Below are 15,909 nucleotides of genomic sequence, written 5' to 3'. Positions count from 1 at the left end.
GCAAGTCCGGTTAACCAGAGATTCGGCAAGTCACGGACCTGACTGCCCAGAGCAAAACAGGAATTGGCATGAGCAAGGGTGTACTGGAAATTAACGACTGCGGCCTGCGTGTTTTTGATGGCACAAACGAAATCCTCGAGAGCCCGGGGGTCGCGATTATTAACAGCCGCGAAATCATTACCGGCACCGCCGCCCTGATGCGTGCGCGCAGCCACCCCACAGAGGTTAATCATCAGTTCTGGCGGCGGCTGAGCCTGGAGTCGGTAAAGTCAAACAATCCGGGATGCCGTCACCATGCGGATCTCGCCTTTTGCCAGCTCAAGCACATTGCGGAACTTTGCGACCTGCCGGATGAAGTCGCCCTTGCGGTACCCGGCAACTTTACCCATGAACAGCTAGCCCTGTTACTCGGTGTCGTGAAGGAAAGCGCATTTAACAGCGTTACCCTGATCGATAGCGCTGTTGCCTGCATCAGTAGCTGTGCACCGCGCGGCGGTCATCTGCACGTGGAACTGCACCGGCACCAGACCCTGGTGAGCCGTGTAGAAGTACATGAACACGCGGACCTGGAGGTTGCGGAAACCGTCACCGATTCCGGTCTGCAGCATTTCCAGGAAGCCTGGGCCCGTGTGTTTAGCGACGCCTTCGTAATGCAGTGTCGATTCGATCCGTTCCACTCGGCCGAAGCAGAGCAGCAACTATATGACCTGCTACCACAGTGGATTGCCCGCGCAATGCGCCAGGGTGAAGTCATGGCAGAGTTGGACGACCGCACCGCAAAAGTTAGCCTGCGTCAGCTGCAGGATGCGAGTACTCCCATCCTCTCCCGGGTGCGCGCGATGATCGACAATCTCGGCGACGCCAACAGTGTGGTATTTGTCTCGCATCGCTGGGCGGAAATACCCGGCGGTGCTCAGCTTGCCGAACGCATTCACTTGCTGCCCCACAATGCCGTGGCACAAGCGGTGGAAACCCACTGGCAGGAACTGCACTCGGAAACCGGCAATCTGCGACTGAACACCAGGCTGCGTGCGGCGGAAGCCCACGATGTTGCAGTACAGGTCAATGCGGCCGCAGAAGCTAGTGCTACCCACCTATTACATGGGCATCGTGCTCTCGCCGCACAACAGCCGCTGTTTGTGAGCTGGCAAAACGGCAAGCTGGATGTCACCCCTACGCCACCAAGTCACCCGGCGGCCACCATCACCAATCACGCCGGTCGTCTGGCGTTACGCGTGGATGCCGGCGCGGATTTGATGTTGAACGGTGAATCCATTTCCGCCCCAGTGAACCTCACCGCAGGTGACCGTATTGGCGTGGCGGACTTCGACGGCGTAATAACTGCGATCAGCGTGGAACAATATGGCGCGTAAAAACCGACGTTTTACCACGTTCAGCCTGTCATTCCTCGACATCATGTCCTGTGGATTTGGCGCCGTGGCGTTGATCTTCCTGATCATCAAGCACGGCTCGGATCACGACATTCAGGCAGAAAACCAGGACCTGTCAGCGGAAGTAAACCTGCTGGAGGAAGAAGTGCAGTTCGGCCGTGATCACATGGTGCTTGCGCGCAACACCCTGGATACCACCAGTGACGAGCTCGCCAAGGCCCAGGGACTGGCTAGAAGGATCATGGAACAGATTGAAGAGGTAAAAGGGAATCTTGCCGAAGTGGATAGCACGACCGATGAAATGGACATCGCCCGCCTGCAGGAAAAGCTGAAAAAGCTGGAACAGGCCAAGAAACAGCTCGAGGAAGAAAACAAAAAACTCGGCAACAACGTGCGCAAGTTTGTCGGCGATGGCGACCGGCAATACCTCACCGGCTTGCGCCTGGGCGGCGACCGGATCCTGATCCTGCTGGATTCCTCTGCCAGCATGCTCGCCGATGAGCTGATCAAGGTCATCCGTACCCGTAACATGTCGGATTCGGTCAAGCGCAATACGGAAAAGTGGCGCCGAGCCAAGCAAACCGTCAACTGGCTGGTGGCTCAGTTCCCCCAGGATAGCCAGTATCAAATCTATACATTCAACACCGGTTTTCAGGCCGCCATTGTCGGCACCGAAGACCGCTGGCTGAATGTCGACGATCGCGACCAGATTGATGAAGCCATGAAGTCGCTGGATAAAGTTGTCCCACAGAATGGCACCAGTCTCGAGCGGGTTTTCCATGCGGTAAACAATATGTCTCCACTGCCCGACAACATCATCCTGATCACCGACGGCCTGCCCACCCAGGGCATGAAGGCGCCGCGCGGCAACACTGTATCCGGCAAGGACCGGCGGAAGCTGTTCCGTAACGCGGTGAAAGTACTGCCCAAGAGTATTCCGGTCAATGTGGTACTCGCCCCGATGGAGGGGGATCCCTTTGCCGCCAGTGAGTTCTGGAAGCTTGCAATGAGCAGCCAGGGTTCCTTCCTCGCACCCTCAAAGGACTGGCCATGAGTAGACGTAACAAGCGACAGCAAGAAGAGTTCAGCATTTCTTTTCTCGACGTTATCTGTTGTGGATTCGGTGCGATCGTCCTCCTGCTGATGATCGCAAAAACCGTAGAGCCCATTGTGCTCGAAGAAGCGGAACTGGATCTGGACGGTCAGGTGCAGGAGCTGCAGGAACAACTGGCGGAAATTCGCGGTGAAACCACCATATTGAACCGCGACTTGAACGCGAAGAAAGAGCAACTGGATATTGAAACCAAGCGTATTGCCAAGCTGAAGGGCGAGCTGGAAACCTTACAGGCGGTATACGCCCGCAAAACCGAGAGCGAGTCAGAGGAAGGCAAGCTGAAAGGTGAGCTGACCATCGCCCTGCAGAGCATGACCGATGAAATGAAGCGCCTGCTCGGTGAAAACTATCAGCGCAAGAACAATGTGATTGGCGGTATCCCAGTAGATAGCGAGTACATCCTGTTCATCATCGACACCTCTGGCAGTATGTTCAATTACGGCTGGGATCGCATGATCGAAGAGATGGTAAACACGCTCAATCTCTACCCCAACGTGAAAGGCATCCAGGTGATGAACGATATGGGGGACTATATGTTCTCCAATTATCGCAATCGCTGGATCCCCGATACGCCGGGGCGTCGCCAGGCTGTGCTCGATCGCTTGCGGGCCTGGAACCCCTTCAGTAATTCAAGTCCGGTAGAAGGTATCCAGAAAGCAGTGCGCACCTTCTATGACCCCAACAAGAAAATCAGTATCTACGTACTGGGCGACGAATTTACCGGCAAGTCAATTCGCAACGTCATGATGGCGGTTGATCGCGTGAATGCACAGCGAGGCGAAGACCAGCGCATGGTCCGTATCCATGCCATCGGCTTCCCGATCCAGTTCTCGCGTCCACTGCACCTGCAGACAACGGGCCTGCGCTTTGCCGCGTTGATGCGGGAGCTCACCTATCGCAACGGCGGCACCTTCGTAGGACTCAACGACTTTCGGTAACAATAATTTGACCAGGGGCACGGATAGCCCGGGAGCAAACAATGAACATCTGGCTATATGGACTTCGCACAATGAGCAGGCTTCTCGCGATACTCGCCGTGGTGCTACTCACCGCCTGCGCCCATACCGTTTCGGTAGATGGCCAATTCCCCACCCCCGTGGGTAACCAGCATCCGCTGACCGTGGGCGTCTATCTGAGCGACGATTTCCGGCAGTTCACCTACAGCGAGAACCGGGATGACCGCGATGAGTGGAACATCAATACTGGTCGAGCGCAGAAAAATCTTTTCGAGACCGTACTCGGTTCCATGTTCCGGGAGGCCATCAGCCTTTCCCAGTATCCCAGCGACCTGCCCCAGGGGCTGGATCTAGTGATTGTGCCCGAAGTTCGCGAGCTCCAGTTCACCATGCCGCGGGAAACCCGCGTGAATATTTTTGAGGTCTGGATCAAGTACGACATGCACGCCTACAACCAGCGCGGGGATTCGGTGGCCGAGTGGGTGATTACCGCATATGGAAAAACGCCAACCGCATTTTTGAAGTCGCAAGAGGCCGCACTGGCACAGGCGATTAATGTAGCGCTGCGCGATGCTGGCGCCACGCTCTATACCGGTTTTGCACAGGTACCGGAGCTGCAGGCATTTATCGCCAATAAGCAGCGCGCACTGAGTATGCAGGAAGCGACTAGCGACGAGTGATGTGCAGCCGCGCAGAATGGATTTGTGAGTTCGGGCCAAGCCCCATCTGGCAGGCCCCATCAAGGAGGATGGTTCGGTGAAACCCCTGATTAATTTGGCAGCACCACTGCTACTGGCCGCAGCAGCGCTATCCGTCGGTGGCTGCACCACCGTGGTTATCGACGAATATCGGCGCAGTACCGGTGAGCTCGCCGTTGGCGATTCCGTGGTGATTCTCGGTAGACGGCACTCCAGTGAATACGAAACCGAACCCGACCTAATCGATTGTGTCGGCGACACCCTGCACAGCCCCGAGTCCGGGGTGAACATCATTCCGGAGCAGCAGTTCGTCGATGCCCTGTACCCATGGTTCGAACCGCGCAAGGCGCCCATGCATATCAAGTCGCTGAGCAAACTGATGGATATTCCGGACGTGCGTGACCGCATGGAGCAGTATGGCGTGAAGTACATCGTCTGGATTGATGGCTCGACGGAAACCACCTCCAGCGCCGGCTCCATTGGCTGTTCGATCAGTACCGCTGGTGCCGGCTGCTTCGGCTTCGGCACCTGGGACAAAGAGTCTGACTATGAGGCCTCGGTATGGGATTTCCGCGACCAGGAACTGTCCGGAAAAATCAGTGCCGACGCCCAAGGCACATCCTATATGCCCGCCATCGTCGTGCCCATCCCACTGATTGCGCGGGTGCAGAACAATGCGTGCAAGGGCATGGCTGCGCAATTACGCGAATTTTTATTACCACCACAATCTGCCAGTCGCTAGCGAGCGGCAAGCTCTTGGTTAAGGATCGTAGAGAATAAGACAGGAGATCATCATGCACATATTGAAAAAATTTATGGTCGCCGCTCTGCTCGCCAGCGCAGTGGGCTGTGCGTTCAACCCAGCCACCAACCGGCCTAACCTGGTGCTGATGTCCGAAGAGAAAGAGATAAAAATCGGGCGTGAAATGCATGAGAAACTGGTCGCCAGTACCCCGATCTATAGCGATCCAATTCTAAATGCCTATGTCGAACACGTGGGACAAAAAGTTGCCCAGGCCAGTGACCGTCCAGACCTTACCTACTACTTCACCATCATCGACAGCCAAGACATCAACGCCTTTGCCCTGCCCGGTGGTTATGTATACATCAACCGGGGGCTGCTGACCTACCTACAATCTGAGGCCGAAATGGCAGCGGTACTCGCCCACGAGGTTGGACATATTACCGCCCGCCACGCGGTCCGTCAGAAAACCGCGGCTACCGGCGCAGGTGTGGCCTCGGTACTTTCCGTGCTGGTTACCGGCAGCGGCGTTGTCGGCGATGTGGCAAACCTCTGGAGCACCGCAGCGGTGAAAGGCTACGGTCGTGATATGGAGCTCGAGGCCGACCGTTTTGGCGCCCAGTACATGTACAACGCGGGATATGACCCGCAATCAATGATCAATGTGATCGCACTGTTGAAGGACCAGGAAACCTTCGCCCGGCGCCGCGCGAGGGTCGAAGGGAAGAAACAACAAACGTACCACGGCGTTTTCTCATCCCACCCACGCAATGACATTCGCCTGCGCGAAGTTGTGGAGGCCGCGGGTGAACTGCCGGAAGACAAGAAAATCACCAAAGTAGAGTATTACCGGGAGCGTACCGACGGATTAGTGTACGGACAGAATGCGCAGGAAAGCGAAAAGAACCGATTCAATCACAAGAGCCTTGGCTTCTCGCTTTTATTCCCCGAGGGCTGGAATATCGAAAACCAGCGCAGTGCGATCGTAGGTACTGCACCGGATAAATCCGCCACGATGACAATTCGCGTTGGCAAACGCGACGGAAACCAGCCCGCCGATATGGCACTGCGCGGCGTATATGACGTACGCAGCCTTGAGGAAGATGAAGCGCTCAGCCAGTACCGCCTGGAGGGACACACCGGTAAACTGCCCGTACGCACCGCAGATTCACCGGACCGCGTCGCGGTGCTGTTCTATGGCAGCCGCCAATACATACTCGAAGGCAAAGTTGCCGAGGAGTCGGAGGATAAAGAGAAGCAGGCAGAATACGACAACCTATTTATGACGAGTATTCGCAGCTTCCGTCCATTGCGCAAAACCGACATTGTGAAGCCCGACATTAAGCGCGTCCGTTATGTACAGGCAAATGAAAAGACGACGTTTTCATCGCTGGCCCGGCATATGGAGATCGGCGAGTACGCAGAAGAGCAATTGCGCCTGCTAAACGGCTACTATCCACGCGGCGAACCCAAGCCCGGCGAGTGGATCAAAATCGTTCAGTAATTTAACGCAATCCGTACGGGCGCCGGAAGCGGCGCCCGCACTCTTCCCCTCACTTCTTCTTCACCTCTAACTGACACACTTCTGTCACAATTCACTTTCTGCCGTTGCACCATTTTTATTCCAATCCAGTCCGGGTATGTTTAGGCAAATTTTCAATTGCCTATACCGCCATGCGCTCTGTTTGTTTCATTTCTATTACGCTCGCCTGCATTGTGTCGCAGAGCCTGTATGCCTCAGAGCGGAAAGATCCAATTGTTATCGCGCATCGCGGCGCGTCCGGTTATTTGCCTGAACATACGCTCGAAGCGAAAACCCTCGCCTACGCCATGGGTGCGGATTATATCGAGCAAGACCTGGTGTTAAGTAAAGACAACCACCTGATTGTAATGCACGACATTTATCTGGACGAGGTAACCGATGTCGCCAGTAAATTCCCGGATAGAGCCCGCGAAGATGGTCATTTCTACACCATCGACTTCACTCTCCCAGAACTCAAGCAATTACGGGTGACGGGCCCCTTCGTAAATGTGCTTGGAAAAAAAGTACCAAAATACGGCAAACGCTTCCCGCTGTGGCATTCACAATTCCAGCTGGCGACGTTTGAAGAGGAACTGGAACTAATTCAAGGCCTTAACCAATCATTGGGCTACAACACTGGGATTTATCCCGAGATCAAGAAGCCATATTTCCACGCACAGGTGGGGCGCGATATTTCCCGCGCAGTGCTGCAGACACTCAAGCGGTACGGCTACACAAAGCCCGATAGCAACGTCTACCTGCAGTCGTTTGATGCGGAAGAGCTGCAACGTATTCATCAGGATCTGCTGCCCGCGATGGACATGGAAGTACCGCTGGTGCAATTGATCGCCGAAACCGATTGGGAAGAGAAACGGGTACAGCAGGCGGGCCAGTGGCAGAACTATGATTTCGACTGGATGCTCACACCGGAAGGACTGAAAAGAATTGCGGGCTACGCTACGGGGATCGCCCCTTGGTACCCAATGCTGATAAACGATAATGGTACAGAAAGCACACTGCTAACGGAGGCGCGCAAACTAGGGCTGCGGATACACCCATACACATTCCGTGCAGACCCACTGCAGATCCCGGGTAGTTATCGTAATTTTGACGAATTTATTGCGCTGTATGTGGATCTACTGCAGGTTGATGGTCTGTTCACCGACCATCCGGATAAGGTACGTAGATACCTGTCAACACGTCGCGAACGGCAGCCCCGCGAGGAAATTTTCCCCTAGGTGGCGAGACTCCCACACGAGTATCAGGCGGGCTCCACCTCCGCGGTGTCGGCAGTCGTTACACGACGATCGGTAGTAGCGCACGAGTCTGAAGCATAATCCACCACCTGATTACGGCCCTGCTGCTTGGCCCGGTACAAAGCCAGGTCGGCCTGGCGCATCAGTTGTTCGACGGAAATGTCTTTATCAGAATGTGCCACGCCAATGCTAGAGGTGAAGCTGACTTCCCCCGCAGGGGTCGACAGGCGAATACCGGCAATAGCATCACGCAGCCGCTCCGCCGTATGCAGAGAGTCCGGCTTGGATTCTGTAATCAACAGCGCAAACTCCTCACCACCCAGACGACCAAACACATCAGTCTCGCGTATTTTAGTTTGAATCGCTGCACTGAATTTTTGCAGCGCTTCGTCACCTACCCCGTGCCCATGCTCGTCATTGATGGACTTAAAGTGATCGATATCAAACATCAACAGGCTGGCGGGTTCACTCTGGCGATAGGCACGCTTGATACAGAGCTCGGCGTCTGCGAGGAAACTGCGGCGATTACGGATGCCGGTGAGGGGATCCGTCCGCGCTTCCATCTCGGCAAACTGCTTCGCCCTCTCCAGCTCTTCCGTGCGCGCACGCACGAGACCTTCGAGCTTGACTTTCGAATGTTCCAGATGGCGCCGATACTGCCGCTCCGACGCCAACGCCTGCAAACGCACCCGGCGCAGCTTGATGCCCATGGCGGCCATAATGGTTACCATTTCAACGAAAGAGCTCAATGGCGGCAGGTAATAGTTCACCAGATTGTGATCGACCACACCGAGGTCGCGCAGCGCCTGATAAAAGAGTCCCGCCAGTAATAGTGTCCAGCCCACGGCAAATACTGCGGCTTCGCTGGAACCCTGGCGCCAGCGCACTATTGCGATCACTATGGAGGCCGGATATAGCAACAGCGCCAGGGTAATCGAAATCAATGCAACGGTCTTGATCTGCAGTATTGCGCTAACCAGCAAAATGCCGGCATTAACCATCATCAAAATGAGAATGTAATCGAGACGCGGAGTGTACTTGCGGGTTTGCAGAAACAGGCGATCAAATACCACACCACACAATATACTGACCGCACCGGTGACAGACATATAGCTCCAGTGGAAGTCCTGCTGCAGAACATACTGGTGGGTGAACCCGAGAATCGTACCCCAGGCAACGATTTTGGAAATGCCATACACGAAATAGGCAAAGAAACTGGAATCGCCCGTGGTAATGCCGACAATCAGGGAGAATAGCGAGATCAGTGCAATACCGCCGAACAGAAACGCGAGTATTGCGGTTTCACCGGTGTGGGATTTGCTGAGCGCGTCCGGAGTCCAGATACGCATCGAAGGGAATACATATCCGGCCTCTTCCGAGTCGTAGCGCACCAAGTATTTCACCGTCTCCCCGGGCGGCAATTCCACAGGTACGACAAAACGATTGTGAAACACCGGGCGCTGAGCAAACGGCGCCCCCATTGCCAGATCGACAAGTTCATGGAAATCTAAGGAGGATTCGCCGCGCGCAAATGCCTGCAGGCGGATGAGCTGATGATCCACATATTCCAGATGCAGCTGCAGCGGCTGCTGCTGGGTATTGTGGAGTTCAAAGTAAGACCAGTAGCTGCCCTTTTGCAGCCCGGTGGAACCACCGCCCGCCAGCGGGGAAAAGCGGCCAGACTCCAGCGCCGTAAGCGCATCCGCGAGCGTTGCCTGCCCACTCGGGTCGTGCCAGATACGGGCCTGTCCGGTGCGCTGGCGCCCCTCTTCACCATGACCAACACTCGTAACAACCTGGGCAATCGACGAAACGGGAATAAGAACCAGCAGCATTAGCGCAGCAAGAGCACGAACCTGTACCCGCTTCAACCAGCGCAATACAAACGCATTGGAAACCCCTAGCGAGATGAGAGTGGCATTCATGGATAGCCCGATATTGCCAGTTATTGGAGTTATTAAATCAATTGCTGCACTAAACAAGCCTCTCGGCGGTGCATTTTCCAGCCATTTTATGCTTCGACGCTGGGATCTTGATCCGAGGAGTCTTTGCGGAACGCGCAGGTCCCGCATAACTAACTGGCAGTTTACCGGGTCAGTGGCACAGAATCACGGTTGAGGAAGAGCCTGATAACGTAAGGCTGACTCCGCAACCGCTGGAGAGATCAAGCCGCCCCCACCTGACCAGACAAACAAAAATTCTCATATCAGAGCGAAAAAAACAAAAATGGCCGCCCAAGGGTGACCATTTTCGAAAGCTGTTCTACCTTGCAGTGTGCATCCCGGCGCAATAGGCAAGATTCCCGCGGAGAACCGGTATGTAACAGTTTGTCACTCAAACTGCGAGAAATCTGCCGGCCGCTTTTCCATAAAGGCCGTAGCCGCCTCGCGGAACTCCTCCGACTGCAGGCGCTGCTGGAAATGCAACGCTTCTTCCCGGATCACCGCCATACCGCTCTCATAGGTACCTTGGCGCAGCAGCTTTTTGCTGAGCCGCACCGCTTCGGGCGCCCTTTTTGCGAGTTCTTGTGCATATTCGCGTGCGCGTCCCAAAGCCTCGCCAGAGAATACAACTTCATTGCAGATATTCACATTTGCCGCGGTCTGGGCATCGAACTTGTTCCCCAGCAGAAGCAACTCAGAAGCTTTGGTGTGCCCCATGATGCGCGGCAACAGCAGACTGGAGGCATACTCCGGGCACAGGCCTAAGTTCACAAAGGGCATCTGGAACATCGCGTGATCTTCCGCGATCGCCAGATCACAGTGCAACAACAGTGTGGTACCGATACCCACAGCCACGCCACTGACCGCAGCAACAACCGGTTTGGGGAATTCGTACAGCGCGGTCATAAACTGGAATACGGGGGAGTCTTCGCTGGACGCCGAGCCATCGAGGAAATCCGTCAGGTCATTGCCGCTGGTGAAGGAACCACCGGCGCCGGTCAGAATGACTACCCGTACCTCCGGGTTGGCAGCCGCATCGCGCAACAGCTGCGCCATGGCTGAATACATGGCCTTAGTCAGCGCATTTTTACGCTCTGGCCGATTGATGGTGATCTCTAGAACCCGGCTGCTTAATTGGGCGTCAATTTCTGCACAGGGGCTTTCGAAAGGGCTTGGCATACGGGGCTCCGCTATTACTTGGTTTCGTTATATTCGTGGCCATCTAGCGCTAGTTTAGCCAGTCATTGTGCGCTTACGAGGTCCATTTCGACCAGTTTGCATTACCTAAGCCGAACCGACGGCATCGCAACCACGCCGCACGAAATGTATTTTCCAAAAAACACCTGATCGACCTTATAATGTGGCCAAATTGGTGCAAGTTTGCGCAACTTTTAATTTATATACCGACGAATACCGTTACATATATTGCAGCAGACGGTATTCGGCGAAAGGAATCCTCTGACATGACCGTTACCTACAGCTCTTACCTGAAGGTAGACGAGCTGCTGGAATGCCAGCAACCGCTCTCCGCAGGCCCCGAACACGACGAACTACTATTTATTGTTATCCACCAGAGCTACGAACTGTGGTTCAAGCAGCTGCTGCATGAACTGGATTTTCTGGTGCGCCTGTTCTGCGCGGGGGAGCGCTATCGCGCACTACACACACTCAAGCGGGTCGATGCGATTTACCGCACGCTTATCCAGCAGGTCGACATTCTGGAGACGCTCACACCGCTCGAGTTCATGTCCTTTCGTGATCGACTCTCCACCGCCAGCGGCTTTCAGTCCTATCAATTCCGCGAACTGGAATTCCTCTACGGTGCCAAGGACCCGCGCAAGCTGCAGAACTACGAGCAGGGTTCGGAGCACTATCAGCGCCTGCAAACGCGCCTCGAAGCCCCTACGCTGTGGGACGCCTTCCTGCAGTTCCTCGCCCACGAGGGGCACGCCATTCCAGACAGTGTACTAAACCGGGATTTCAGCCAGGTGGCGGAACCTTCCCCAGCGGTACAAGCCGTGTTGATCGATGTTTATCGCAATGACCCACTGGTAAGCGATATCTGTGAGGCACTGGTGGATATCGATACCTCTCTGCAGCAGTGGCGCTATCGCCACGTAAAAATGGTGGAGAGGACCATTGGCAGTAAAATGGGCACCGGCGGCTCTAGCGGGGTGGGCTACCTGCAAAGCACCCTGTTCAAACCCGTATTCCCGGACCTGTGGGCAATTCGTTCCGAGTTTTAAGCCCGCGCCGACGAGTGGTCACAGTCGGCCGCTCGTGGCTCAGCGCAATTCCCCGGCCCCGACTCTTCAGCGCCAAATTCCGGGCATAAAAAAAGCCAGCAACAGCTGGCTTTTTTTGATCCCATAAGAGAGCGGCTCCCGCGGGATGCTCTCTCCGTGAATCAGTCTTCGAACGGCACCAGGGAAACCTGAATATTCGGGTTTACCTCTTTCGCCGCGTCGGCGATGGTCACGTAAGTGTCCGCGCTGGACTTGTTGTGCGCACGGATAATCACGATCGCCTGCGGGTTCTCCGCGAAGAGCTGGGCAATACGTGCACGTACTGCACGGCTGTCCACTCGAGTCGGGCCCATCCAGATTTCGTCAGCGGAGTTCACACTGATCAGAATGTTCTGCTTATCCTCATCGGGTGGAGTCTCTACCTGCTGATCCGGATCCGGTACATTCACGTCCAGCGCCTTCTCTTTTACGAAGGATGCCGTCACGATGAAGAAGATCAACATGATGAATACGACGTCCAACATGGGCGTCAGGTCGATATCCGCTTTTTCTTCTTCTACGGCCTTACCGCGTCGTCTACTCATAAAACACCGTACAGTTTTTGATTCGAATTCGCCGGATTCACCGGTCTAATCAGGGGGGCAAGATTGCCGGGAAATGGCCATCAATGCAAGTGCAACCTGCGCAACCACAACATAAGCCTTATAAATCAAAGGCTTATGAAGAGCAGCATACCCGAAAGCTCACATTTTATACAGCAAAATCGCCGGTCCGACTCGCTAGATAGCTCTGATAGTCAGGTACTTGACGGGCGAAACTCTGGGACATCAAGGCGGAATGAATCATCATATCCGCACTGCTCGCATTACAGGCCACCGGAATGTTCCAAACCGCAGCGATACGCAGCAGTGCTTTCACATCCGGGTCGTGGGGCATGGGCTCAAAGGGGTCCCAGAAGAAAATCAGGATATCCACATCACCCTGGCAGATCTTCGCACCCAGCTGCTGATCACCGCCCATAGGGCCGCTAAACAACTTTTCCACACGCATTCCCGTGGACGATTCAATCTGGGAGCCTGTGGTACCGGTACCGAGCAACTGATGCTGCTCAAGTATGGCCCGGTGCTTTTGGCACCAGTCAATAAGCCCCTGCTTGCGGTTGTCGTGGGCTACCAGCGCGATACGCTTTTGTGCCGCAATCGGCTTGTCGATCGTGTTCATGTGACCTCCAGCTAAAATCGGGTCAGTTTTATCTATCGCCAGCCGCTCTCTACCATTCGCCAAGGAGGGACATGATAGAGGGCAACAAGTCGAATTTCTTCGCGTGGCCGAATTATGCAAAATTCCACGCCCGGCATCTATTGCCCTGTCATCTGTCCTGTCATCACCCAACGCCGCAATCCTCCCCGACAAGGGGGCGCGCTACCGTTATCGGGTTCCCCCCCACAAAGCCGTTGTTCGACATCCTGGGTTCGAGGTCCGCACACCGTAAACCCAATGTATAATCCCCAGTCGTTGTACCCAATTGCGGGCAAGTTTTCCTAAAGGAGTATGTATGAGCGTCGGCGCATGGGAACCAGCCAAGCAGGCCTCCAATGATCAGTCCCGAGAAAAAATCGACCCCACTCTGCTAACGCAGATACTGGAACTTATGGAAGGCTCTTCCGATCAGGACCCCTCGCATGCCCAGGAGAGCACCGAATTAGCTGAACTTCCGGAAACACTGCGCTCGGCAAGCTGGCTCGCGGGGTTACCCGCAGCCCAGTGGCTGGAAGAAGCCGCGAACTGGGAGCCAGAACAACTGTGGGCTTTGATCCGCTTTTTTACCCTGGCGGAAGCGCAGCTGGATTGGCAGGGTGGCGCCGAATCTCCGGTGATCCCGCTGGCAAAATCCCTCCGCCGACGCAAAGCCCCCCTGAGCCGCGAGCAACTTTTATGGATTCGCGGTAACACTGACAATCGCTACCTGCCCTACGGCCCACTTTAAACCGCGGCAAGGGATAAAATGGGCGAGTCACGTCCACTGCCGAGCGCAACCAGTTGCCCCTTTCATGTCGCTCAAATATATAAGAAGGCGTATCACTCACGGCGATACGCCTTCTTATTATTTTGAGGCAATGTGCCCTCTCTTACGCACTCAATCCACGAGCCGAAACCACTGCGCGCGTAGTAAATCCGCTCGCGCCGGCGTTCGGTAGTTAGCCGCCAGCTCTCGCCACAAGATTACCCCCTCGCTATCCATAAGCCAGGCACTGGGCCGCGCCGCTGCCGAGTGCCACGGGTACATCAATAAGGGCGCACCTTGCCGTGCGACGAATAAGGGGTAATCCTGAGAAGATTCCGCCAGCTGATGCACGGTAAGTTCAACCGCTGCTGGTATTCCCAGCCGAGAGAAAGCTTTCGCCCAAGAAGACATTGGCTGCGCGCCAAAGAGCAGCAATCCAATGTTTCTCTTTTGCAACTTCGGTAGAAGGCGTTCGAAGCTTGCTAGCTGACTCCGACTATCGGCACAAAAACTCCCCCGTAGAAACACCACGAAGACCCCATCCAGCGCCCGTTCGCGACAAAAGTCCGAGATATTCCAATTTTCCCCTGCTTGCTGTTCCAGATCAGGGAACTGTTGGTTAACACCGGGTAATGAAGGATGTGCAACCGAACTGAAGTGGTAAAGATAAAGTAAAACGACAAAAAGATTCGTAATTACCAGGTAAATGGGCAAGCCGCGCTGCCCATCTGCCAGTAGCGCAATCGCAAGACCGATTAACACAGCGAGAAACGCGTTGGATTCCCGAATATCTCCGTGAAATTTCTGCGGGTACAAATAACGTAGCCAAATCCACATCGGTAGTGCCAGCGCATTCAAAATTACGCCCGTCCAGGCGAATTTTTCGGAGGCCGCGGCACTGCCAATTAATGGAAAAAAAGCACCGGTTCCACACGCCAACAGCCAGCTAAAGGCAAAAAAAGTAAAAAAAACCTTAAATTTATTCATTACGGAGTAAAAACGCCCCTAAAACACTTGCAATCAAGTATATAAATAAGCTGCAATTAGCGCGATGAATTCCACTCATCCAAAATAACACCTAAATACCAAATTTAGATACAGGGATATTTTATGGCCGGACGTAAAAAATCCACCGCGCGCGTGAGCGCCGTGGCAAAGCTGGAGGCGGAACTCGCTTCTTTAAAATCTCAGCTGGAAAAGGCGCGTAGCAGCCAAGAAGCTGATGCAAAGAAAGAAGCCGATAAAGCCGGCAAGGAAGCTGACAAAGCTGCCAAAAAAGCACAAGCTGCCGCCGCCAAGGTTAAAGCAGCCCGTGCCAAGAAGAAATCTGCTGCTCAGCAAAAGCAAGTTAAAGCTGCCGTAGCTGCCGCTGCAACTGCCAAAAAAGCAGCTGTTGCCGCCAAAGCTGCCTCTGCTATCGCGAAAGCCAAGCTGGTTGTCATCGCTGCGGAAAACAAGCTGGCAACCAAAGTAGCCAAGGCTGTCGCCAAGGAAGAAACGGCTATCACCAAAAAACTGGCTGCTGCTGACAAGAAAGCTGCCGCCGCTGCTGCCAAAAAAGCGGCTGCCGCTGCCAAGAAGAAAGCGGCTGCTGACAAGAAGAAAGCTGCTGCTGCCGCCAAGAAAGCTGCCGCCGCTGCCAAGAAGAAAGCGGCTGCTGACAAGAAGAAAGCCGCTGCTGCCGCCAAGAAAAAGGCTGCTGCTGAGAAGAAGAAAGCCGCAGCTGCCAAGAAGAAGGCCGCTGCTGCTGCCAAGAAGCAAGCCGCTGCCGACAAGAAGAAGGCTGCCGCTGCTAAGAAGAAAGCTGCCGCTGCTGCCAAAAAAGCCGCTGCTAAAGCAAAGGCCAAAACCAAGGCTACCGCCAAGAAGAAGCCAGGTCGTCCAGCCAAGAAGGCTGCAGCTAAGAAGCCTGCCGCCAAGAAGGCAGGCCGCCCAGCCAAGAAAGCTGCAGCTAAGAAAACTGCCGCTAAGAAGGCTCCGGCTCGCCGTGGTCGTCCGCCAAAAGCCAAGTCTTAATCGACACTTTCTGGCAGACA

15 protein-coding genes are annotated in these 15,909 nt (G+C 54.8%); 10 read left to right on the top strand and 5 right to left on the bottom strand.

Annotation, left to right across the window (positions count from 1 at the left end; genetic code table 11):
- Window positions 1-68: 68 nt before the first annotated feature.
- The 7 genes from LCM31_RS12935 to glpQ all read left to right on the top strand — a co-directional run bounded on the left by LCM31_RS12935 (window position 69) and on the right by glpQ (window position 7,661).
- Entirely contained in the window at window positions 69-1,373 is a 1,305-nt protein-coding gene (locus LCM31_RS12935) for a hypothetical protein (RefSeq protein WP_224870747.1), read from the top strand.
- A complete protein-coding gene (locus LCM31_RS12930) occupies window positions 1,363-2,445 on the top strand; it encodes a vWA domain-containing protein (RefSeq protein ID WP_224870745.1) in 1,083 nt (360 codons plus the stop codon). Before LCM31_RS12935 ends, LCM31_RS12930 begins: the two co-directional genes overlap by 11 nt.
- Entirely contained in the window at window positions 2,442-3,443 is a 1,002-nt protein-coding gene (locus tag LCM31_RS12925; RefSeq protein WP_224870743.1) for a vWA domain-containing protein, read from the top strand. Before LCM31_RS12930 ends, LCM31_RS12925 begins: the two co-directional genes overlap by 4 nt.
- 71 nt (window positions 3,444-3,514) lie before the next feature.
- On the top strand, window positions 3,515-4,141 hold the full coding sequence (locus LCM31_RS12920; RefSeq protein WP_224870740.1) for a hypothetical protein: 627 nt from the start codon (window positions 3,515-3,517) through the stop codon (window positions 4,139-4,141).
- Window positions 4,142-4,217: 76 nt separating this feature from the next.
- A complete protein-coding gene (locus LCM31_RS12915) occupies window positions 4,218-4,901 on the top strand; it encodes a hypothetical protein (protein ID WP_224870739.1) in 684 nt (227 codons plus the stop codon).
- A 52-nt stretch (window positions 4,902-4,953) separates the two neighbouring features.
- Window positions 4,954-6,405 (top strand): M48 family metalloprotease, encoded by a 1,452-nt coding sequence (locus tag LCM31_RS12910; protein ID WP_224870737.1) that lies wholly within the window; start codon window positions 4,954-4,956, stop codon window positions 6,403-6,405.
- A gap of 170 nt (window positions 6,406-6,575) precedes the next feature.
- On the top strand, window positions 6,576-7,661 hold the full coding sequence (gene glpQ, locus LCM31_RS12905; protein ID WP_224870735.1) for a glycerophosphodiester phosphodiesterase: 1,086 nt from the start codon (window positions 6,576-6,578) through the stop codon (window positions 7,659-7,661).
- A 23-nt stretch (window positions 7,662-7,684) separates the two neighbouring features.
- Here the strand turns inward: glpQ and LCM31_RS12900 are convergent, their stop codons facing one another.
- Entirely contained in the window at window positions 7,685-9,604 is a 1,920-nt protein-coding gene (locus LCM31_RS12900; protein ID WP_224870733.1) for a sensor domain-containing diguanylate cyclase, read from the bottom strand.
- Window positions 9,605-10,009: 405 nt separating this feature from the next.
- Window positions 10,010-10,801, bottom strand: coding sequence for an enoyl-CoA hydratase (locus LCM31_RS12895; RefSeq protein WP_224870731.1), 792 nt, complete (start codon window positions 10,799-10,801; stop codon window positions 10,010-10,012).
- Window positions 10,802-11,085: 284 nt separating this feature from the next.
- Between LCM31_RS12895 and LCM31_RS12890 the strand changes: the two genes are divergently transcribed.
- Complete coding sequence (locus tag LCM31_RS12890; RefSeq protein ID WP_263601110.1) at window positions 11,086-11,868, top strand: tryptophan 2,3-dioxygenase; 783 nt, start codon at window positions 11,086-11,088, stop codon at window positions 11,866-11,868.
- 161 nt (window positions 11,869-12,029) lie between these two features.
- Here the strand turns inward: LCM31_RS12890 and LCM31_RS12885 are convergent, their stop codons facing one another.
- The gene (locus LCM31_RS12885; protein WP_224870727.1) at window positions 12,030-12,452 is read right to left on the bottom strand and encodes an ExbD/TolR family protein; all 423 of its coding nucleotides are present in this window, start codon (window positions 12,450-12,452) and stop codon (window positions 12,030-12,032) included.
- Window positions 12,453-12,618: 166 nt separating this feature from the next.
- The gene (locus LCM31_RS12880) at window positions 12,619-13,089 is read right to left on the bottom strand and encodes a methylglyoxal synthase (protein WP_224870725.1); all 471 of its coding nucleotides are present in this window, start codon (window positions 13,087-13,089) and stop codon (window positions 12,619-12,621) included.
- A 334-nt stretch (window positions 13,090-13,423) separates the two neighbouring features.
- Here LCM31_RS12880 and LCM31_RS12875 point away from each other — a divergent pair, with 334 nt between their 5' ends.
- Window positions 13,424-13,855 (top strand): hypothetical protein, encoded by a 432-nt coding sequence (locus tag LCM31_RS12875; RefSeq protein ID WP_224870723.1) that lies wholly within the window; start codon window positions 13,424-13,426, stop codon window positions 13,853-13,855.
- 150 nt (window positions 13,856-14,005) lie between these two features.
- Here the strand turns inward: LCM31_RS12875 and LCM31_RS12870 are convergent, their stop codons facing one another.
- Window positions 14,006-14,860 (bottom strand): redoxin domain-containing protein, encoded by an 855-nt coding sequence (locus LCM31_RS12870; protein WP_224870721.1) that lies wholly within the window; start codon window positions 14,858-14,860, stop codon window positions 14,006-14,008.
- 123 nt (window positions 14,861-14,983) lie between these two features.
- On the opposite strand from LCM31_RS12870, the gene LCM31_RS12865 reads away from it, so the two are divergent.
- Window positions 14,984-15,889 (top strand): hypothetical protein, encoded by a 906-nt coding sequence (locus LCM31_RS12865; RefSeq protein WP_224870719.1) that lies wholly within the window; start codon window positions 14,984-14,986, stop codon window positions 15,887-15,889.
- The last annotated feature ends 20 nt before the right edge of the window (window positions 15,890-15,909 follow it).

The sequence above is a fragment of the Microbulbifer agarilyticus genome (assembly GCF_020171345.1).
GTDB classification, from domain to species: domain Bacteria; phylum Pseudomonadota; class Gammaproteobacteria; order Pseudomonadales; family Cellvibrionaceae; genus Microbulbifer; species Microbulbifer agarilyticus_D.
The sequence above is the reverse complement of the archived record's forward strand: the minus strand, read 5'-3'. Positions and strand labels throughout refer to the sequence as shown.